The organism is uncultured Oscillibacter sp., assembly GCF_900544955.1.
In the GTDB taxonomy this organism is placed as follows: Bacteria; Bacillota; Clostridia; order Oscillospirales; family Oscillospiraceae; genus Oscillibacter.
The window spans coordinates 1-17,344 of record NZ_UQXD01000010.1; the positions used below are offsets into that span (position 1 = coordinate 1).

Genomic DNA, 17,344 nt, shown 5'->3' on the forward strand with positions numbered 1-17,344 from the left:
CGGCCGCGGACGCCGCGCCCCCGGCGCCCCCCTCCCGGAGCCGGGAGGCCATCACCGCCCAATTGGAGGAGGTCCGCAGCCGCCGGGCCGCGGCCTGTTCCGCCGCCGACCGGCTGGCGGGGCAGCTCCACGCCGGCGGGGACCCGGTGGTGCTCCGCTCCGCCGCCGACCATCTCTCCCGGCAGATCGGCGGCCTGGAGGCGGAGTACGGCGCTATTCAGCTGGCCATGGAGGCGCTGGACCAGGCCAACACCGCCCTGCAAAACCGCTTCTCCCCCGCCCTGGGCCGCCGGGCGGCCCAGATCTTCCGGGAGCTGACGGAGGGCCGGTACGGCGGCGTGGTGCTGGACCGGAGCCTTCATCTCTCCGCGGAGCCGTCGGGGGACGGCGTGTACCGGGATGCAGGGCTGCTGTCCGCCGGCACGGCGGATCAGCTCTACCTGGCCGCCCGGCTGGCCATCTGCGACCTGGTTTTGCCGGAGGAGGCCGCGGTGCCCCTGGTGCTGGACGACGCCCTGGCAAACTTCGACGACCGCCGCTGCGCCGCCGCCCTCCGCTGGCTGAAGGAGGCCGCCGGAAGGCGGCAAATCCTCCTCTTCACCTGCCACAGCCGGGAGGCCGCCTTTTTTGCCGAAGACGGGGAGGTTTCCATCCGGCAGTTGACGGACGCGGCGGAGTTGGTATAAGATAGAGAAGATTATTGAACAATCGCCACCGGAACGGTAAGACATCAATAAAGGAGATCAGACTGTTATGAGCGAATGCACCCATGATTGCGCCTCCTGCGGCGAGAGCTGCGGTGAGCGGCAGGAGCCCCAGACCCTGCTGAAAGAGCACAACCCCGCCGCCAAGGTGGGGAAGGTCTACGGCATTGTGTCCGGCAAGGGCGGCGTGGGCAAGTCCATGGTCACCAGCCAGCTGGCCGTCACCATGCGCCGCCGGGGCTACCAGGTGGGCATCCTGGACGCGGACATCACCGGCCCCTCCATCCCCAAGGCCTTCGGCGTCCACGGCCAGGCCATGGGCAGCGAGCAGGGCCTCTACCCCATGGAGTCCCGCACCGGCATCCAGATCATGTCCACCAACCTGCTGCTGCCCAACGAGACAGACCCCGTCATCTGGCGCGGCCCCGTCATCTCCGGCGTGGTCCAGCAGTTCTGGACCGACGTGCTGTGGAACTGCGACTACCTGTTCGTGGATATGCCGCCCGGCACCGGCGACGTGTCCCTCTCCGTGTTCCAATCCATCCCCCTGGACGGCATCGTGATCGTGGCCTCCCCCCAGGAGCTGGTGGGCATGGTGGTGGAGAAGGCCGTGAAGATGGCCGAGATGATGGAGGTGCCCATCCTGGGTCTGGTGGAGAACATGAGCTACGTCTCCTGCCCGGACTGCGGCAAAAAGATCCACCTCTTCGGCGAGGGCAAAACCGCCGAGGCCGCAGCCCGCCACCGCCTGCCGGTGCTGGCGGAGATGCCCATCGACCCGGCCCTGGCCGCCCTCACCGACGCCGGGGACATCGAGTCCTTCCAAGGCGACTGGCTGGACGGCGCCGCCAACCGGCTGGAGGGCAAGTAAGATTTCCAGAAAAAGCCGCGCCGTGTCCTTCCACGGCGCGGCTTTTCCATCCCTTTTGTCCATTTCATACAAGATCGCTCCTGCCCCGACAGGGGAAGGCCCCTGTTTTTGTCTGGAAAAACAGTTGCAAAACCTGGGATAATTGGCGATAATAAAAGGTAAGCGACACTTCGTCAAAAATCGACAATATCATCAGGAAACAGAGGGGGAGCAACGCATGCAGGAACTGAAGGACCGCATCGTGCAGGAGGGCAGAGTGCTGCCCGGCAACATCATCAAGGTGGACGGCTTTTTGAACCACCGCATCGACACGGGGCTGATGACCCACATCGCCGAGGAGTTCGGCCGGCACTTCAACATGGACGAGGTCACCATGATCCTCACGGCGGAGGCCAGCGGCATCGCCCTGTCCGCCATCGTGGCCCAGCACTTCGGAAAGCCCATGATCTTCGCCAAGAAGGCCAAGAGCGACAACATCGAGGGCGGTCTGTATCAGAGCGACATCTTCTCCTACACCTATAAGAAAAAGGTCACCCTGCTGGTGAGCAAGGAGTGGCTCTCCTCCGAGGACAAGGTCCTCATCATCGACGACTTCATGGCCAACGGCGAGGCCATGCGGGGCCTGTGCGATATCGTCACCTCCGCCGGCGCCACTCTGGTGGGCATTGGCTGCGCCGTGGAGAAGGGCTTCCAGGGCGGCGGCGACCGTCTCCGGGCCGCCGGATACAACCTGAAGTCCCTGGCCATCATCGAGTCCGCCGAACCGGGCAACATCGTCTTCCGGGACGAGGACTGACTCCCCCCGCGAACCCCCCCGCCTTCTTTTCTCGTCTTCTCTTTCAGAACGACGAAAGAGGAGGCATTCTGATATGAAACAGCGTCTTTTGCTCCTGGCGGCCGCCGCGCTGCTGTGCGCCGCGCTCTCCGGCTGCCGGCCAGAGGAGCAGACTTCCGCCAAGCCGGTGATCTACCTCTACCCCACGGCGGAGACGGAGGTCACCGTCACCCTGGACTACGGCGGCCGCCTAACCTGCACCTACCCCGCCTACGACGGCGGCTGGACCGTCACCGCCCAGCCGGACGGCACGCTGACGGACGGCGGCGGCCAGACCTACCAGTACCTCTTCTGGGAGGGCGCGGATACGGCGGTCTACGATTTTTCCCAGGGCTTCTGCATCCCCGGGTCCGGCACCGCCGCCTTTTTGGAGGACGCCCTGGCCCAGCTGGGCCTCAGCCGCCGGGAGGCCAACGAGTTCATCGTCTACTGGCTGCCCCGGATGGAGGCCAATCCCTATAACCTCATCGCCTTCCAGGACGAGGCCTACACGGAGCACGCGGTCCTCACCGTCACGCCGGAGCCGGACAGCGTGCTGCGGGTGTTCATGGCCTGGAAGCGCCTGGAATCCCCCGTGGAAGTCCCCGCTCAGCCCCTCCCCGCCTTTGCCCGCACCGGCTTCACCGTGGTGGAATGGGGCGGCGCGGAGGTTCCCCAAGACCATTAAAAAGGAGGAATCCCCTTGTCTCACCAGACTGTCATCGTTCTGGACTTCGGCGGTCAGTACAACCAGCTGATCGCCCGCCGCGTCCGCGAGTGCGGCGTCTACTGCGAGGTAAAGCCCTACACCGTCTCCCTGGACGCGGTGAAGGCCATGAACCCCATCGGCATCATCTTCACCGGCGGCCCCAACAGCGTGTACGACCCCAAGTCCCCCCAGGTGGACCCCGCCGTGTTCCAATTGGGCGTGCCGGTGCTGGGCATCTGCTACGGCTGCCAGCTCATCGCCCACCATCTGGGCGGCAAGGTCATCGCCGCCACCGGCGACTCCGCCCGGGAGTACGGCAAGACCGAGACCTATTTCGACACCGGCTGCAAGCTCTTCAAGGGCCTTCCGGCCCAGGGCATCACCTGGATGAGCCACGGGGACTATATGGAGAAGGTGCCTGAGGGCTTCTCCCTGGTGGCCCACTCCGACGCCTGCCCCAACGTGGCCATCTGCGACGAGGCCCGGGGCTTCTACGGCGTCCAGTACCACCCCGAGGTGAACCACACCCAGCACGGCACCGACATGATCCGCAACTTTCTCTATGAGGTCTGCGGCGCCAAGGGCGACTGGACCATGGGCGACTACAAGGAGACCGCCATCCGCCAGATTCGGGAGAAGGTGGGCACCGGCCGGGTGCTGCTGGCCCTCTCCGGCGGCGTGGACTCCTCCGTGGCAGCGGCCCTGGTGGCCGAGGCCGTGGGCAGTCAGCTGACCTGCGTGTTTGTGGACCACGGCCTCATGCGCCTCAACGAGGGCGACGAGGTGGAGGCCGCCTTCCAGAAGTGGGACATCAACTTCGTCCGGGCCAACGTCGAGGAGCTGTTCCTCTCCAAGCTGGCCGGCGTCTCCGAGCCGGAGCGCAAGCGCAAGATCATCGGCGAGGAGTTCATCCGGGTCTTCGAGGCGGAGGCCAAGAAGATCGGCCAGGTGGACTACCTGGTGCAGGGCACCATCTATCCCGACGTCATCGAGTCCGGCACCGGCGATGCCGCCGTGATCAAGAGCCACCACAACGTGGGAGGCCTGCCCGACTACGTGGACTTCAAGGAGATCATCGAGCCGCTGCGGATGCTGTTCAAGGACGAGGTGCGCCAGCTGGGCCGGGAGCTGGACCTGCCGGAGTACCTGGTCATGCGCCAGCCCTTCCCCGGCCCGGGCCTGGCCATTCGCGTCATCGGCGAGATCACCAAGGACAAGCTGGACACCCTGCGGCTGGCGGACTTCATCTTCCGGGACGAAATCGCCAAGGCCCGTCTGGAGGGCACCATGAACCAATACTTCGCGGTGCTGACCAACATGCGCTCCGTGGGCGTCCAGGGCGACGGCCGGACCTACGACTACACCCTGGCCCTCCGCTCTGTCACCACCACGGACTTCATGACGGCGGATTGGACCAGAATTCCCTACGACGTGCTGGACCGGGTGAGCGTCCGCATCGTCAACGAGGTCCCTCACATCAACCGGATCGTGTACGACATCACCAGCAAACCCCCCGCGACCATCGAGTGGGAATGACGCTTGAAACGGCGCAAACCCGCATGAATACAGGCTTTTTTGCCCGTCCAAAAGGCTCTTGATACTGGATTGATACTATTCGTGTCTGCCCGGTACTCCCAAGAGAATAATCCCAAAAGGACAAGCAAAACCGCCCTGCTGAACGACAAATTCAGCAGGGCGGTTTTTTGCTTGTCTTATTTATTTTTTCGCCATAGAACACTCGGTTCACATTTCCCGCAATCGTCGCAGGTTCTCGGCCAATTCAATTTCCATTCAAAGTATTCGTCCCTGGTGATCTCCCCGGCGTGTAACTCCTGTTGACGCAAGAGCCATTCGTGCATGAACTCGTCTACAAGCCCATAGTTGAAGTAAATGCCCACGGGAGGTTGTGCAGGCCAGTCGTAACTGTCGTTATACTGGACAACGGTTTCTTCTTTGATTTTACCGGGGACACGGACAAGCGGAAACAGGCAGATAGAGCCGGGGCTGTCCTCGTCGAGCCAGAAGAATGTCCGCATGAAGTCCTCAGCACAGCCGGGTCGAATGGTATAGAAGTTCTGGCGGTCTACCCGCAGCGCCTCCGCTATCTTATCCAGCAACTCCCGCTTGGGCACACGGTAATTCGTCTCGTACTGTGCGATACGGTTGTCCGCTCCCTTTTCCTCAAAGCCGATGGCGATCCCTAATTCCTTTTGCGTCATGCCTCGAAAAGCGCGGATTTTCTTTATTTTATCTCCAACTGTCATTATGTAACACCGCCTTTGAAAATAGTATAGCGCAAAAAAGCGAAATACGCAAGAAAAAGTTTAACAAAAAAGCGAATTAAATTCTTGACATTAACTCTGATGTTAATGTATAATGAGGATGCAATCATTAACATATTTGCGAAATATAAATGAGGAGGTGCAGAACATGAGCAAGGAACTGTTTGTAAAAGCGGAGGAGGTAGCCAGCGAACTGGGTATCTCCAAGCCCTACGCCTACAAACTGGTGCGGGAGATGAACGAGGAACTGAAAGAGAAAGGTTTTATCACCATCCCCGGACGGGTGAGCAGGCGCTACTTCGAGGAAAAATTCTACGGACTGCGGGACAGGCAGTAAGGAGGGAACGACAATGCCAGCATACAAAGACAAGGCAAAGGGTACATGGTATGCGTCCTTTTACTACGAGGACTGGACAGGCAAAAAGGTCAAGAAGATGAAACGGGGGTTTCCCACCAAGCGGGAGGCGCTGGAGTGGGAGCGGACATTCCTGCAACAGCAGACCGCCGACCTGGAAATGACCTTTGAGAACTTCGTGGCCATCTATGTAGCGGACATGAAAGGCCGTATCAAGGAAAACACCTGGGGGACAAAAGAGCACATCCTCTACAAGAAGTTGGTGCCCTACTTCGGCAAACGGAAGATGTGCGACATCCACTCGAAAGAGGTCATGGCGTGGCAGAATGAAATGCTCAACCACCGGGATGAAAAGGGCAAACCCTATTCCCCGGTGTACCTGAAAACGCTCCATAATCAGTTGAGCGCCGTGTTCAATCATGCGGTGCGGCACTACAATCTGAAAGTCAATCCCGCCGCCCAGGTAGGCAACATGGGCAAGGCCAAGGGCCGGGAAATGCTGTTCTGGACAAAGGCAGAGTACCTGAAATTTGCCGAGGCCATGATGGACAAGCCGCTGTCCTACTACGCCTTTGAAATGCTCTACTGGTGCGGCGTGCGGGAGGGGGAGCTGCTGGCCCTCACCCCGGCGGACTTCGATTTTGAAAAGCAGACTGTTACCATCTCCAAGTCCTACCAGCGTATCAAGGGCCGGGATGTTATCACCGACCCCAAGACGCCAAAGAGTAACCGGGTCATTCAAATGCCTTCTTTCCTCTGTGACGAAATGCAGGACTATATCAAAAGCCTGTACGCCGTGGAGCCGACAGACCGCATTTTCACGGTGACGAAATCCTACCTCCACCGGGAGATGGACAGGGGAGCGAAAGAGGCCGGGGTCAAGCGGATCAGAATACACGACCTGCGGCACAGTCACATTTCCCTGCTGATTGACATGGGTTTTACGGCCCTCGCAATCGCTGACCGGGTGGGGCATGAGAGCATTGATATTACCTACCGCTACGCCCACCTGTTCCCCACCCGGCAGGCGGAGATGGCGGACAGGCTGGACATGGAGAGAAAGGGGGCCTAAATCATGTCAGCGAAAAATCTTGATAACCACAATCGCTGGAGAAATCGTCAGGTAGCGTTCAGACTATCGCCGGAGGAGGCTGATTTACTGGACACCTATGTGCTTCTGTCGGGGCTGACGAAACAGGACTATATCACCCGGCGGCTCTTGTGCCGGGAGGTGATAGTGCAGGGCAATCCACGGGTCTACAAGGCATTGCGGAACGAGTGTGCCGCTGTACTGACGGAACTGCAACGGATAGAGGCCGGTGGTGGTGTGGACGGCGAACTGCTGGACACCATTCGACAGATCGCCGCCATCATGGACGGCATGAGGGGGGATTGATAGATGGATAGAGGAAAAGAGAAAACGACTGCCCCATATCCGCCTGTTGGCGCAGACGGGGGACAGCCGCTCTCACAAAAACCTAACCAAAGTATAGCAGAGGAACAGACCGAACACAAGCCCCAAGAGCGGGATTTTAGGGAAATCCTGCGGCAGATAGACCGGGTCAATGACCCGGCCTATCTGCCCTCTCTCTCCATGAACGAACTTTATGACCGTGTGTTTCCCAGCAAGCCCCCCGTGGTGGAGGGCTTGCTCTATCCGGGGGTGTACCTCTTTGTGGGAGCTCCCAAAGTCGGCAAGTCCTTCCTCATGGCCCAACTTGCCTATCATGTGAGTATGGGCCTCCCCCTGTGGGGGTACGAAGTCCGACGGGGTGCCGTCCTCTATCTGGCCCTGGAGGACGATTACCCCCGCTTGCAGGAGCGCCTATACCGAATGTTCGGGGCAGACAGCGCCGGGGGGCTGTTCCTCTCCATCAGCGCCCACACGCTGGGCGGCGGTTTGGAAAAGCAGTTGGAGGGCTTTGTCCAAGAACACCCGGACACCCGGCTTATCATCATCGACACCCTGCAAAAAATCCGGGAGACCGGGGACGAAAGGTACAGTTATGCCAGCGACTATGAGGTGATAACCAAACTGAAACGGTTTGCTGACGCAAGCGGGGTCTGCGTCCTGCTGGTACACCATACACGGAAACAACAGGCCGATGACAGGTTTGACAAAATCTCCGGCACCAATGGCCTGATGGGGGCGGCAGACGGGGCCTTCCTGCTCCAAAAGGAGCGGAGAACGGACAGCGCCGCCATGCTGGATATTTCCGGGCGTGACCTGCAAGACCAAAGGCTATATCTAAAAAAAGACGAGGAGCGGCTTGTGTGGGAGTTGGAGCGGCGGGAAACAGAACTGCACAAGGAGCCGCCCGACCCGGTTTTAGAGGCCGTGGCCGCTCTGGTGACGGCGGAGCGGCCCGAATGGAACGGGACAGCCACCGACCTTGCCGCTGTCCTGGGGCTGGATATTCAGCCCAATGCGTTGACAAAGCGGCTGAATGTCCGGGCTGGGAAGTTGCTCCTTGACTTCCATATCGGCTATACAAACACCCATATCCGCACCGGGAGCCGTATCAGGCTGGTATGGGTAGAGGAAGTGTGACGATGGTGACGGTTGTGACGATGAAATAGAGAACGGGGCGGTGCCTGAAACATCGTCACCATCGTCACAACCGTCACGAGGAGCGGGGGCGAAAGTCAAGGGGGCATACCTGCGGGTGGAGATTGCCGCAAGGCAATACAACCCGTACCCCTTGACTTTCGGCCCACGGACAACACTCACCGGGTGGGGGAAAAGGCCGCTGGCCTTTCCCCCCTGCCCAACGGCGAGTGACAAAGTTTAGGCGGGGTGCAGGGTGCCCTTTTCAAAGGGCACCCTGCTGGGGGAGCCGTCCGCAGACGGCGGGGGCAAAGCCCCCACACCACCCCGTAGGGCGCAAATGCGCTTTTGATGGCCGTTAGGCTGTCAAAAGTGCTTTTGCGTTACTTTCGCAGAAAGTAACAAAGGCCCGCCGCTGGCGCGGCGGAAAAGGAAGGAGGGATTGATTTGAAAAGGACGATAAGCGTCATGGTGGGGCGTGGCTCGGTCAATCATAACAGCAGGAAGTTTCACGCCAAGAATACCGATCCAGAGCGTTCACACCTGAATGTAACATACTGCCGGGAGAATATCAAGGCGGTGTACCATGAACTCTTTGACGAGGCTTTGGAGCGATACAACGCCAAGCAGACCAGGGCAGACCGCAAGATTGAAAACTACTATGAGAAAATCCGATCCGGCAAGCAGGAAAAGCCGTTCCATGAAATTATCCTGCAAGTGGGCAACAAGGACGATATGAGCGCCGATAGCGACGAGGGGCGGCTTGCCTTGACGGTGCTGGACGAGTATATGAAAGCGTTTCAAGAGCGCAATCCCAACCTCCGTGTATTCTCGGCCCACCTCCACATGGACGAGGCTACGCCCCATCTGCACATCGACTTTGTGCCGTTCACTACCGGGAGCAAGCGGGGGCTGAACACACGGGTATCTCTGAAACAGGCGTTAGCGGCCCAGGGCTTCAAGGGCGGCACCAGGGGCGACACGGAGTGGAGCCAGTGGGTACGCTCTGAAAAGGAACAGCTTGCCGCTGTGATGGAGCGCCACGGGATAGAGTGGGAGGACAAGGGCACCCACGACAAGCACCTGTCTGTGCTGGACTTCAAGAAGGAGCAGAGGGCGAAAGAGATCGCCGCCCTGGAAACGGTCAAAGCGGAGAAAGAGGGTCAGGTGGAGCGGCAGGAGCGGCGGCTGAAAGAACTGGCCCCGGCGGTGAAGAACATGGAGCGGCTGGCGGCGGACTTCTCCACTGACCCGGAGGAAATATTGCCGGAGGCCGGGACGCTGGAGAGCGGCAAGTCCTACCGGGAGAAAAAGGCAAAGCCCCTGCTGGCGAAAATTGTCCAGGTGTTGCGCTCTTTGTACCGGGCCTACATCGAACTGAGCGAAAGGCTGGTGGATGTTCAGATGAAATATAACCGGGTATGTGGGGAGAACAGCCGCCTGAATGATCGAATGACAGAAATATGGCTGGAGAACAAGAAACTGAGGCAGATCTCCGCCGACTATACACGGGTCAAGCGGGTCTTTGGCCCACAGCAGGTAGCGGCGGCGGTGGAGGCCGACAAGCAGAGGGAACAGGCAGAGAAAGGCCGCAAGCGGCCCCGGCGTTCTCTTGAGCGTGGCGGGCGTTGACTTCAAAAAATTTTGATTGAACTGTTGACAAATGCTTACCTGACACATATACTAATTACATCAAAATAATTTGATGCGAGGTGAGACATGGATACGGCATATCAGGAGCAGGCCAAGGTATTTAAGGCTCTCTGCGATCCAAAGCGCCTTGCGATTTTGGAACAGTTAAGGAGCGGTGAAAAGTGTGCCTGTGTCCTGCAAGAGCCGTTAGGCTTGACACAATCTGGGCTATCCTACCATATGAAAATCCTCTGTGACTCTGGCATTGTTGCCAGCCGTCAGGAGGGTAAATGGACGCATTATCGCCTAAGTTCTTCGGGACGGGATTATGCGGTGGAACTACTGAAAAAGTTGACAACTCCAAACATAGAGCCAGAGGTGTCCTGTTCTCGGTGCGGATAGAAACGCCATCTAAGTAGATGGCGTTTCTATCCGCACGATACATCAAAAATTTTTGATATATTTCTATCTATGGAAAGTGAGGTTTTTTTATGGGCTTGTGGGATTTCATTCAAGACCAGGTGCTTGGCATGAAATGGCTGAATGAATTTCTTGGCGGTGGGCTGTCGGCGCTGGGCTTAGATGTAAATGGACGCATAGGCGGCAGTATTCAGTTTTTCATCTATGATGTTTTGAAAATCACGGTGCTGCTCTGTGTGCTGATTTTTACGATTTCCTATATCCAAAGTTATTTCCCTCCAGAACGGAGCAAACGCATTTTAGGGCGTTTCCGTGGGATTTGGGCAAATATCATTTCCGCTCTGTTGGGAACTGTAACGCCTTTTTGCTCATGCTCATCTATTCCGCTGTTTATTGGTTTCACAAGTGCGGGGCTTCCTTTGGGCGTGACATTTTCTTTTCTGATTTCGTCTCCAATGGTTGATTTAGGAAGTCTTGTCCTGCTCATGAGCATTTTCGGGGCAAAAGTGGCTGTTGTCTATGTGATCCTTGGGCTCGTGATTGCGGTAATCGGCGGTAGCATGATTGAAAAGTTTCGTATGGAAAAGTATGTTGAAAGTTTTGTACTTTCGGCTGGCAGCGTTGACATTGAGTCTCCAGACCTGGCGATCCGGGAACGGCTCACCTACGCAAAGGAACAAATGCTTGGCACATTCAAGAAAGTGTTTCCCTATATTTTAATCGGTGTCGGGATTGGCGCTGTGATCCACAACTGGATACCGGAAAGTTGGATCGAAATGGTGCTTGGCAGCAGTAATCCCTTTGGTGTGATCCTGGCTACTATCGTTGGTATTCCGATGTATGCGGATATTTTCGGCACAATTCCTGTTGCGGAGGCATTGCTTTCTAAGGGGGCACAACTCGGCACCGTCTTATCCTTTATGATGGCTGTTACTACCTTGTCTCTGCCGTCCCTTATCATGCTCCGCAAAGCCGTCAAGCCAAAACTGCTGGCGTTGTTTATCGCCATCTGCACCATTGGTATCGTCATCGTCGGCTATCTGTTCAATGTGTTCCAATTCATTTTGATTTAATTTTTAGGAGGTAATGAAACATGAGACTGTTCAGCAAGAAGAAAGAAGAACCCGCGTCCTGCTGCTGTGGCGGCAACTGCACCCCAGAAACGATGGTCCATGCAGAGGCGGTCAAGGCTTCCGGTGGCGTTAAGGTGCTTGGCTCCGGGTGCGCCAAGTGCAACGCTTTGGAGGAGGCCGCCCGTGAGGCGCTGGCCGAGTTGGGGATGGACACCGCTATCGACCATGTAACAGATTTCACGCAGATTGCCGCCTACGGCGTAATGACGACTCCTGCTCTTGTGGTGGATGGTAAGGTCGTGTCTTATGGTAAAGTTTTGAAAAAGGGCGAGGCCAAAGCCCTCATTCAGAAAGTCAGAGGATAATGTATGGGGCAAAAACCCAAGGTGGCATTTATCTGCGTCCACAACTCCTGTCGGAGCCAGATGGCCGAAGCACTTGGAAAGTATCTGGCCTCCGATGTATTTGAAAGTTACTCCGCTGGTACGGAGACTGTGCCGCAGATCAATCAGGACGCAGTTCGGCTGATAAAACAACTCTATGGCATTGACATGGAACAGGCGCAATATAGCAAATTGCTGAACGAACTTCCGCCTGTGGACATTGTCATAACAATGGGGTGCAATGTGACCTGTCCCTACCTGCCCTGCAAGCATCGGGAGGATTGGGGGCTTGATGATCCAACTGGGAAAGTAGACAAAGTATTTTTAGAGATAATCCAGTCCATTAGAGAAAAAATTAACGATCTAAAAAATCGAATAGAGCAGAACACTTTTTTAGACGGATAGCAAAACCAGCCATGGCTGTCAATGGTCGAGATGAACGGCGCACAAGTGCGCCGCCATTGACCGCTCCGCCCGGTCTTGCTTTTCAGTTATCAAGGCGTGCAAGCCCCAAGGGTGCTTGCACGCCTCCTTTGATTTTGGGCGGGAGCCGGTGGTCGAATTGTGTCTCATGGTGGGATTGATTTCCGCTGGGGGCGGAAATCAATCCCCTATTGCCTGGGTGCGTCTACGCTCCCAGGCGGTGGTCGAAATCGGTCTCGAATTGAGACCGATTTCGACAGAAACTTACATCAAATTGAGGTAAGTTTTGATTGTGGCCGTTTATGGCCTGAAAACCTTGCAATTTCAGGATTTTTGTGATACTATTTTGATACTAAGAAAATGAACTGCCCCAAATAAGCGGGCGAAATATTAACATATTTGCGAATGTTTTGCCTATAAAATTACCCTAAATACACCCCCATATACTTGAATTTGCCGAGTGGGAATAGTGACAGGAGCTGTCAAGCCGCTGCAATGCAGCGGCTTGACAGCTCCTTTTTTCTGAATAGCAGTATTTTGACAAGTGAGAAATCCCGCCACTGTCTCTGCGGGAATCCCCCATCCGTCAGGGAAACCGTCCAGCCATGCAGCGTAAATCGACTTTTGGTCGGTTACAATCCCCCTGATCCTAAAAGGTAAATTCATCCGGCGCATCTTGCCCGTCTAACCCTGACACACCAGCCAAAACCGCTGTCCCGCAGCATAGTCCGCAGAGCACACCGCACGTTCCTGCGTGCGCGCATAGCAGGCGTCGAACCGAGCCGCCGTGTCCGCCGCCTGTCGGTAGAACCTGCGCCCCAGCTTCTCCGAGCGGTATGCTCCGTCCTCCCGCCACAGGGGAAAGTCCCGGGGAAGTGCCAGATGCAGCCTGTCGGTCTCCTCGGCCCGTTTTTTGCAAAACGTCCAGGCCCCTACTGCAAAGGCAAACCACTTCTCCTAGTCCCACAGCCGTATCCCATAAGAGAGACACCGCTGGAGCAGGCCCGCCCCGCGATCCGGCGCGATAAAGGCCCAGCACCGCAGCACCGCCCCCAGATACCCCCAGTCGCCGGGGTCCTCCGGCGCGCTGGCCGCAGACAGGGATTCCGCCAGGGATTCGGCTTTCGATCGCTGGCCGAGATCCAGCGCCTGCTGGAGGTAGAGCAGCCACACGTTGCGGGGCACCTCATGGCACTTTAGCAAGTCGTCCCAAATGGGACGGGCCAGCTAAGCGGCGCGGGCCAGGTCTCCCATTTGGAAAAACAGGCGCACCACATCCGCCTGTTCGCAGGCGCTACAGTCTGAGAAGAAGTCCCGCCGGGTGCTCTGGAAAAGTCCGAACTGCTCCAGGGCCTTCTGGGTTCTGATGTTCCCGTAGAAGCGGAACGCCCGCTGATAATAGAGCTGCAGCCCCCAGCCCTGAGACCGGAGCATCTGCTCAAACTGCTGCATCATGGCCTCGGCCTGCCGGAGCGTGATCTGGGGCAGGTAGTTCAAAAGCTCCAGACCGAAGTCCGCCATGAAGATCAGGTCAGAATCTCCAAAGGCCTCCACGGCTGGCGCCTCCTTCTCCCGCAGGGTCAGGTACTCTGCCGCAGTGGGGAAGGCCTTGCCCGCGTCGCCATACCCCATCCGCTCGGAGGCATAGGTGCGCCGCAGGCTCATTTGGAGGCCCCGCGTCTGGATCAGGTCGGCCTGGCGGATCAATTCCGAATAGGCGGCGATCCGCTCCTTGCCGTGGGGCAGCGACTCGCACGCCCGCAGACGGGACAGCAGGGCTTCCTCCGTCATCTTTCAACACCTCGCCCTTCTTCCAATCTGAGGGTCACGTTACCGCGCGCTGTGGTCGATCATGTTCAGCAGTTCCTGGTTGAGGGTTTTCAGCTCCCCGCCGCGCAGGGGATGGCCCCCGGCCAGAAGTGCCTCGCCGTAGTCCCGGAACACCATGCGGCGCCCCGGCGTCAGGAAGATCGTGAACTTTCCGCCGCTCCACCCCGGCTGCTCCTTCTGCCGCAGGGTGACGGCATCCACGCCGTTTTGCAGGCGCTCCCGCAAAAAGACTCCGGGCTCTTATAGAGATGGTTGGACAGCACGTCCAGCATGCCGCCCAGGTTCACTTGGAAATGATACGCTTCCCCCACCTTGTCCTCTCCTCCCTGCGTCTCAGGTCCTTCCGGAGCATTTCGTCAAAGCCCTTCCCCGGCAAATTTCCGGCAAAGGCGGTCAACTGAAGTTCCCTTACTCTACTGTCCGCCCGGTGAACTGTCAAACGGCTTCCCCTCTTTCGCCGTACCGCCTTGGGATTCTCCGCTGAGCAGAGGCATCGGCGCTGCAAAGGGGAGCCAAAAAGCGGAGCGGGTCATCCTTTCGGATGACCCGCTCCGTCTCCTCATCCCGGCAGCACGTTTCGTTTCATGCTCACATAGGCCAGGAGAATATATACGAAGTAGATGAAGAAAAAGATGCCCAGGGTGGCACCCAGAACCAGCAGAAGCTGCGCCGGTCCGGTCAGCACGCCGGGGTCCAGGGCACTGCCCAGAGCCAGGATAAAGGGAACGCCGATCAGCAGCGGCGGCACGGCGGGCATGGTGTAGTAGATGGCAAACTGACGGTTCAGCGTCCGCCGCATCTCCCGCCGGTCCATGCCCAGCTTCTCCAAGAGCTGAAACTGCCGGCGGTAGCGGTCGGTGTCGCTGAGCTGCTGAATGGTCAGGATCGTGGCGGATACCATGGTGAGCACCAGCGCCAGATAGAAGAGCGGGAAGACGATCACGGCGTACATGGCGGCGTTTTCCGCCTCTGCGGCGGCCTTGGAAAAGAGCGTGTCGTAGCTGTCCGCAAGGCCGCCCCGGGCATCCCGCAGGTCTTGCATGGCCTGGAAGTCGGCCGCGGGCACCGGCTGGGGCGTCATGGCGGCGTAGATATGGTGGCTGACGGGCCGGCTCTCCGCCACGGCGTCGGGCACCACCAGGATAAAGCCCCGGCCGTTGCCGTCCCAGAGGGACTGGGTGAAATGCTCCGTGCGGACGCCGCCCGGAGTCAAGGTCGCCCCGCCCACCGTCAGCGGCTGGGCGTAGGCGGTCATCGCCTCCTCCAGATACGCCATGCAGTGGATCAGATACTGCCCCGGCCCCAGCGTGACCGCCGGGTAGCCCAGCATGGCCCGCAGGGCGGCATAGTCGCTGGCCCTCATCAATGTGTCAAATTCGAAAGTCCTGTAATAGCCGGTGTTTTCCTCGATATATTTCGTCACCTGTAAGTCCGCGCCCCGATAGACGGCGTACGTGTGGGACGCGTCCACCGGGACATGTCCGTCCAGATAGGCGAGGTACTGGTCAAAGCGGGTCTCGTCCCGGCCCGTGGAGGCGATGAAGAGGTCGAAGCAGGTGGTCTGCTCGGCCCGGCTCTGGAACAGGGCGTTGAACACCATTCCACTGCCCTCGGAGATCAGCGTGGCGGTGAACAGCAGCGCAATCGTCGCCATCGCGACGCCCATGGTGGCCAGCTTGGCCGAGAGGCCCCGGAAAATGAGGAGCGTGTGGCCCCGGTACTTCCGCTCTTTGCGCCCCTCAAAATAGGCGGGCACGCCGGAGGAGAAGCTGATGAAAAACCCATAGAGAAAGAAGATGATGAAGAGGGCGCCCAAAATGCCCAGGGTCAGGTTCCGGAGAAGCAGCAGCGCCGTGCCGACGACACCGGAGACGAGGGAGGCCGCAAAAATTCTTCTGCGGCGGCGGCTCTTCTGGATGACCGCCTCCTCATTCTGCCGGTCCAAGGAGAACAGGTCGCAGATCTTCATGCCGCGGATGCGGCGGCGGCTTTTGAAAAGGGCCAGCAGATAGATCAGCCCGAAGTAGAGCAGGGTCAGCCCCACGGCCCGGATGGAAAAGGAGAAGCCGAAGGTGTACGGCACGTGGAACAGCGCCAGGGTCACGGCCCGCAGCGCCTGAAAAACCAGATTGCCCAGCAAGGTGCCCAGCACCAGGGCCACGCCGCCCACGGCCAGATTTTCCAGGAAGAAGAGCCTTGCCACCTGCCTGTTTTCCAGGCCGATCAGGATATAGGTGCCCAGCTCCCGGCTGCGGCGGGAGAGCATGAAGCCGATGGTGTAGTGCACCAGCCAGCCCAGAATGCCCACCACCGCGATGCTGACCAGCACGATGACCAGCGGCAGGCTGTCCATCATGCCGGAGAGGGCCCGGATCTCCTGGGAGAAGACCAGGCCGTTGAAGGCGTAGACCAGGGCGGCGGCCATGACGATGGTAGCGAAGTACACCAGGTAGTCCTGCGCCTGCCGCCGGGCGTTGCGCAAGGACAGCTCAGATAACGTCACTGACGTCACCCCCCAGCAGCGCCAGCACGTCCAAAATCTCGTGGTAAAACACCGGCCGGGTGCGCCCGGCGCGGATCAGCTCGTTGAAAATGCGCCCATCCTTCAGGAAGAGGACCCGGGAGGCGTAGCTGGCGCTGTAGGCGTCGTGGGTGACCATGAGGATGGTGGCGTGCATCTCCCGATTCATCCGCGTCAAAATCTCCAGCAGGTTTTTGGACGCCTTGGAGTCCAGCGCCCCGGTGGGCTCGTCCGCCAGCAGCAGCGACTGTCCGGCCACGATGGCCCGGGCGCAGGCCGCCCGCTGCTTTTGCCCGCCGGAGACCTGATAGGGGAACTTCTCCAGGATGTCCTCGATGCCCAGCTTTTGCGCCGTCTGCCGCACCTGCCGCTCCACGGTCCGGGCGTCCGCATGGTTGATGGTGAGGGCCAGGCCGATGTTCTCCTCCAGGGTCAGGGTGTCCAGCAGGTTGAAGTCCTGAAAGACAAAGCCCAGCCGCTCCCGCCGGAAGCGGGCCAGTTCGCTCTGGGGCAGCTCCGCGATGTTCTCCCCATCCAGCAAAATGCTGCCGGCGCTGACGGTGTCGATGGTGGAGATGCAGTTGAGCAGCGTGGTCTTGCCGCTGCCGGAGGCGCCCATGATGGCGATGAACTCGCCGTCGTCCACCTGGAAGGAGATGCGGTCCAGGGCCTTGGTGACGTTGTTCTTGCTTCCGTAATACTTTTCGATGTTCTCTACTTGCAGCATATCGTTGCCTCCTTTGTTCTTCTCCAGTGTACGCCAAAAGCAACGACGGTGG

General features: G+C 58.7%; 19 protein-coding genes and 1 pseudogene. 14 read left to right on the forward strand and 6 right to left on the reverse strand.

Features of this window, described 5'->3' with window-relative positions; translation table 11 throughout:
• From QZS21_RS03845 to guaA, 5 genes and pseudogenes are all read left to right on the forward strand, one after another.
• Positions 1 to 686 (forward strand): annotated as a pseudogene (locus QZS21_RS03845) (hypothetical protein); the annotation flags it as partial.
• A gap of 67 nt (positions 687 to 753) precedes the next feature.
• On the forward strand, positions 754 to 1,575 hold the full coding sequence (locus tag QZS21_RS03850; protein ID WP_295580486.1) for an Mrp/NBP35 family ATP-binding protein: 822 nt from the start codon (positions 754 to 756) through the stop codon (positions 1,573 to 1,575).
• A gap of 217 nt (positions 1,576 to 1,792) precedes the next feature.
• A complete protein-coding gene (locus QZS21_RS03855; protein ID WP_295580488.1) occupies positions 1,793 to 2,371 on the forward strand; it encodes a xanthine phosphoribosyltransferase in 579 nt (192 codons plus the stop codon).
• Positions 2,372 to 2,444: 73 nt separating this feature from the next.
• Positions 2,445 to 3,077 carry a hypothetical protein gene (locus QZS21_RS03860; RefSeq protein ID WP_295580490.1) on the forward strand — a complete coding sequence of 211 codons (633 nt, stop codon included), beginning with the start codon at positions 2,445 to 2,447 and terminating at the stop codon, positions 3,075 to 3,077.
• Between the two features lie 15 nt (positions 3,078 to 3,092).
• On the forward strand, positions 3,093 to 4,634 hold the full coding sequence (gene guaA, locus QZS21_RS03865) for a glutamine-hydrolyzing GMP synthase (protein ID WP_295580492.1): 1,542 nt from the start codon (positions 3,093 to 3,095) through the stop codon (positions 4,632 to 4,634).
• Positions 4,635 to 4,810: 176 nt separating this feature from the next.
• Here guaA and QZS21_RS03870 read toward each other — a convergent pair whose 3' ends face one another.
• The gene (locus tag QZS21_RS03870; RefSeq protein WP_295580494.1) at positions 4,811 to 5,362 is read right to left on the reverse strand and encodes a helix-turn-helix domain-containing protein; all 552 of its coding nucleotides are present in this window, start codon (positions 5,360 to 5,362) and stop codon (positions 4,811 to 4,813) included.
• Between the two features lie 166 nt (positions 5,363 to 5,528).
• Here QZS21_RS03870 and QZS21_RS03875 point away from each other — a divergent pair, with 166 nt between their 5' ends.
• From QZS21_RS03875 to QZS21_RS03915, 9 genes are all read left to right on the forward strand, one after another.
• Positions 5,529 to 5,717: a DNA-binding protein gene (locus QZS21_RS03875; RefSeq protein ID WP_295580496.1), complete on the forward strand. Its 189-nt coding sequence runs from the start codon at positions 5,529 to 5,531 to the stop codon at positions 5,715 to 5,717.
• Positions 5,718 to 5,730: 13 nt separating this feature from the next.
• Positions 5,731 to 6,807, forward strand: a complete 1,077-nt coding sequence (locus QZS21_RS03880) for a site-specific integrase (RefSeq protein ID WP_295580498.1) — start codon at positions 5,731 to 5,733, stop codon at positions 6,805 to 6,807.
• 3 nt (positions 6,808 to 6,810) lie between these two features.
• Positions 6,811 to 7,131 (forward strand): plasmid mobilization protein, encoded by a 321-nt coding sequence (locus tag QZS21_RS03885; protein WP_295580500.1) that lies wholly within the window; start codon positions 6,811 to 6,813, stop codon positions 7,129 to 7,131.
• Positions 7,132 to 7,134: 3 nt separating this feature from the next.
• Entirely contained in the window at positions 7,135 to 8,286 is a 1,152-nt protein-coding gene (locus QZS21_RS03890) for a helicase RepA family protein (RefSeq protein ID WP_295580502.1), read from the forward strand.
• Between the two features lie 444 nt (positions 8,287 to 8,730).
• Positions 8,731 to 9,915, forward strand: coding sequence for a plasmid recombination protein (locus QZS21_RS03895; protein WP_366557573.1), 1,185 nt, complete (start codon positions 8,731 to 8,733; stop codon positions 9,913 to 9,915).
• Positions 9,916 to 10,002: 87 nt separating this feature from the next.
• Positions 10,003 to 10,317, forward strand: coding sequence for a helix-turn-helix transcriptional regulator (locus QZS21_RS03900; protein WP_295580504.1), 315 nt, complete (start codon positions 10,003 to 10,005; stop codon positions 10,315 to 10,317).
• An 89-nt stretch (positions 10,318 to 10,406) separates the two neighbouring features.
• Entirely contained in the window at positions 10,407 to 11,408 is a 1,002-nt protein-coding gene (locus tag QZS21_RS03905; protein ID WP_295580506.1) for a permease, read from the forward strand.
• Between the two features lie 20 nt (positions 11,409 to 11,428).
• Entirely contained in the window at positions 11,429 to 11,773 is a 345-nt protein-coding gene (locus QZS21_RS03910; protein WP_295580508.1) for a thioredoxin family protein, read from the forward strand.
• A gap of 3 nt (positions 11,774 to 11,776) precedes the next feature.
• Positions 11,777 to 12,196 (forward strand): arsenate reductase ArsC, encoded by a 420-nt coding sequence (locus QZS21_RS03915; protein WP_295580510.1) that lies wholly within the window; start codon positions 11,777 to 11,779, stop codon positions 12,194 to 12,196.
• Positions 12,197 to 13,171: 975 nt separating this feature from the next.
• Here the strand turns inward: QZS21_RS03915 and QZS21_RS03920 are convergent.
• From QZS21_RS03920 to QZS21_RS03940, 5 genes are all read right to left on the reverse strand, one after another.
• Positions 13,172 to 13,417: a hypothetical protein gene (locus QZS21_RS03920; protein ID WP_295580512.1), complete on the reverse strand. Its 246-nt coding sequence runs from the start codon at positions 13,415 to 13,417 to the stop codon at positions 13,172 to 13,174.
• Positions 13,418 to 13,441: 24 nt separating this feature from the next.
• A complete protein-coding gene (locus QZS21_RS03925) occupies positions 13,442 to 14,005 on the reverse strand; it encodes a hypothetical protein (RefSeq protein WP_295580514.1) in 564 nt (187 codons plus the stop codon).
• A gap of 39 nt (positions 14,006 to 14,044) precedes the next feature.
• Entirely contained in the window at positions 14,045 to 14,269 is a 225-nt protein-coding gene (locus QZS21_RS03930) for a hypothetical protein (protein WP_295580516.1), read from the reverse strand.
• A 334-nt stretch (positions 14,270 to 14,603) separates the two neighbouring features.
• Positions 14,604 to 16,547 (reverse strand): FtsX-like permease family protein, encoded by a 1,944-nt coding sequence (locus tag QZS21_RS03935; protein WP_295580518.1) that lies wholly within the window; start codon positions 16,545 to 16,547, stop codon positions 14,604 to 14,606.
• Complete coding sequence (locus QZS21_RS03940) at positions 16,534 to 17,292, reverse strand: ABC transporter ATP-binding protein (RefSeq protein ID WP_295580520.1); 759 nt, start codon at positions 17,290 to 17,292, stop codon at positions 16,534 to 16,536. The genes QZS21_RS03935 and QZS21_RS03940 overlap by 14 nt, the downstream gene beginning before the upstream one ends.
• Positions 17,293 to 17,344: the final 52 nt, after the last annotated feature.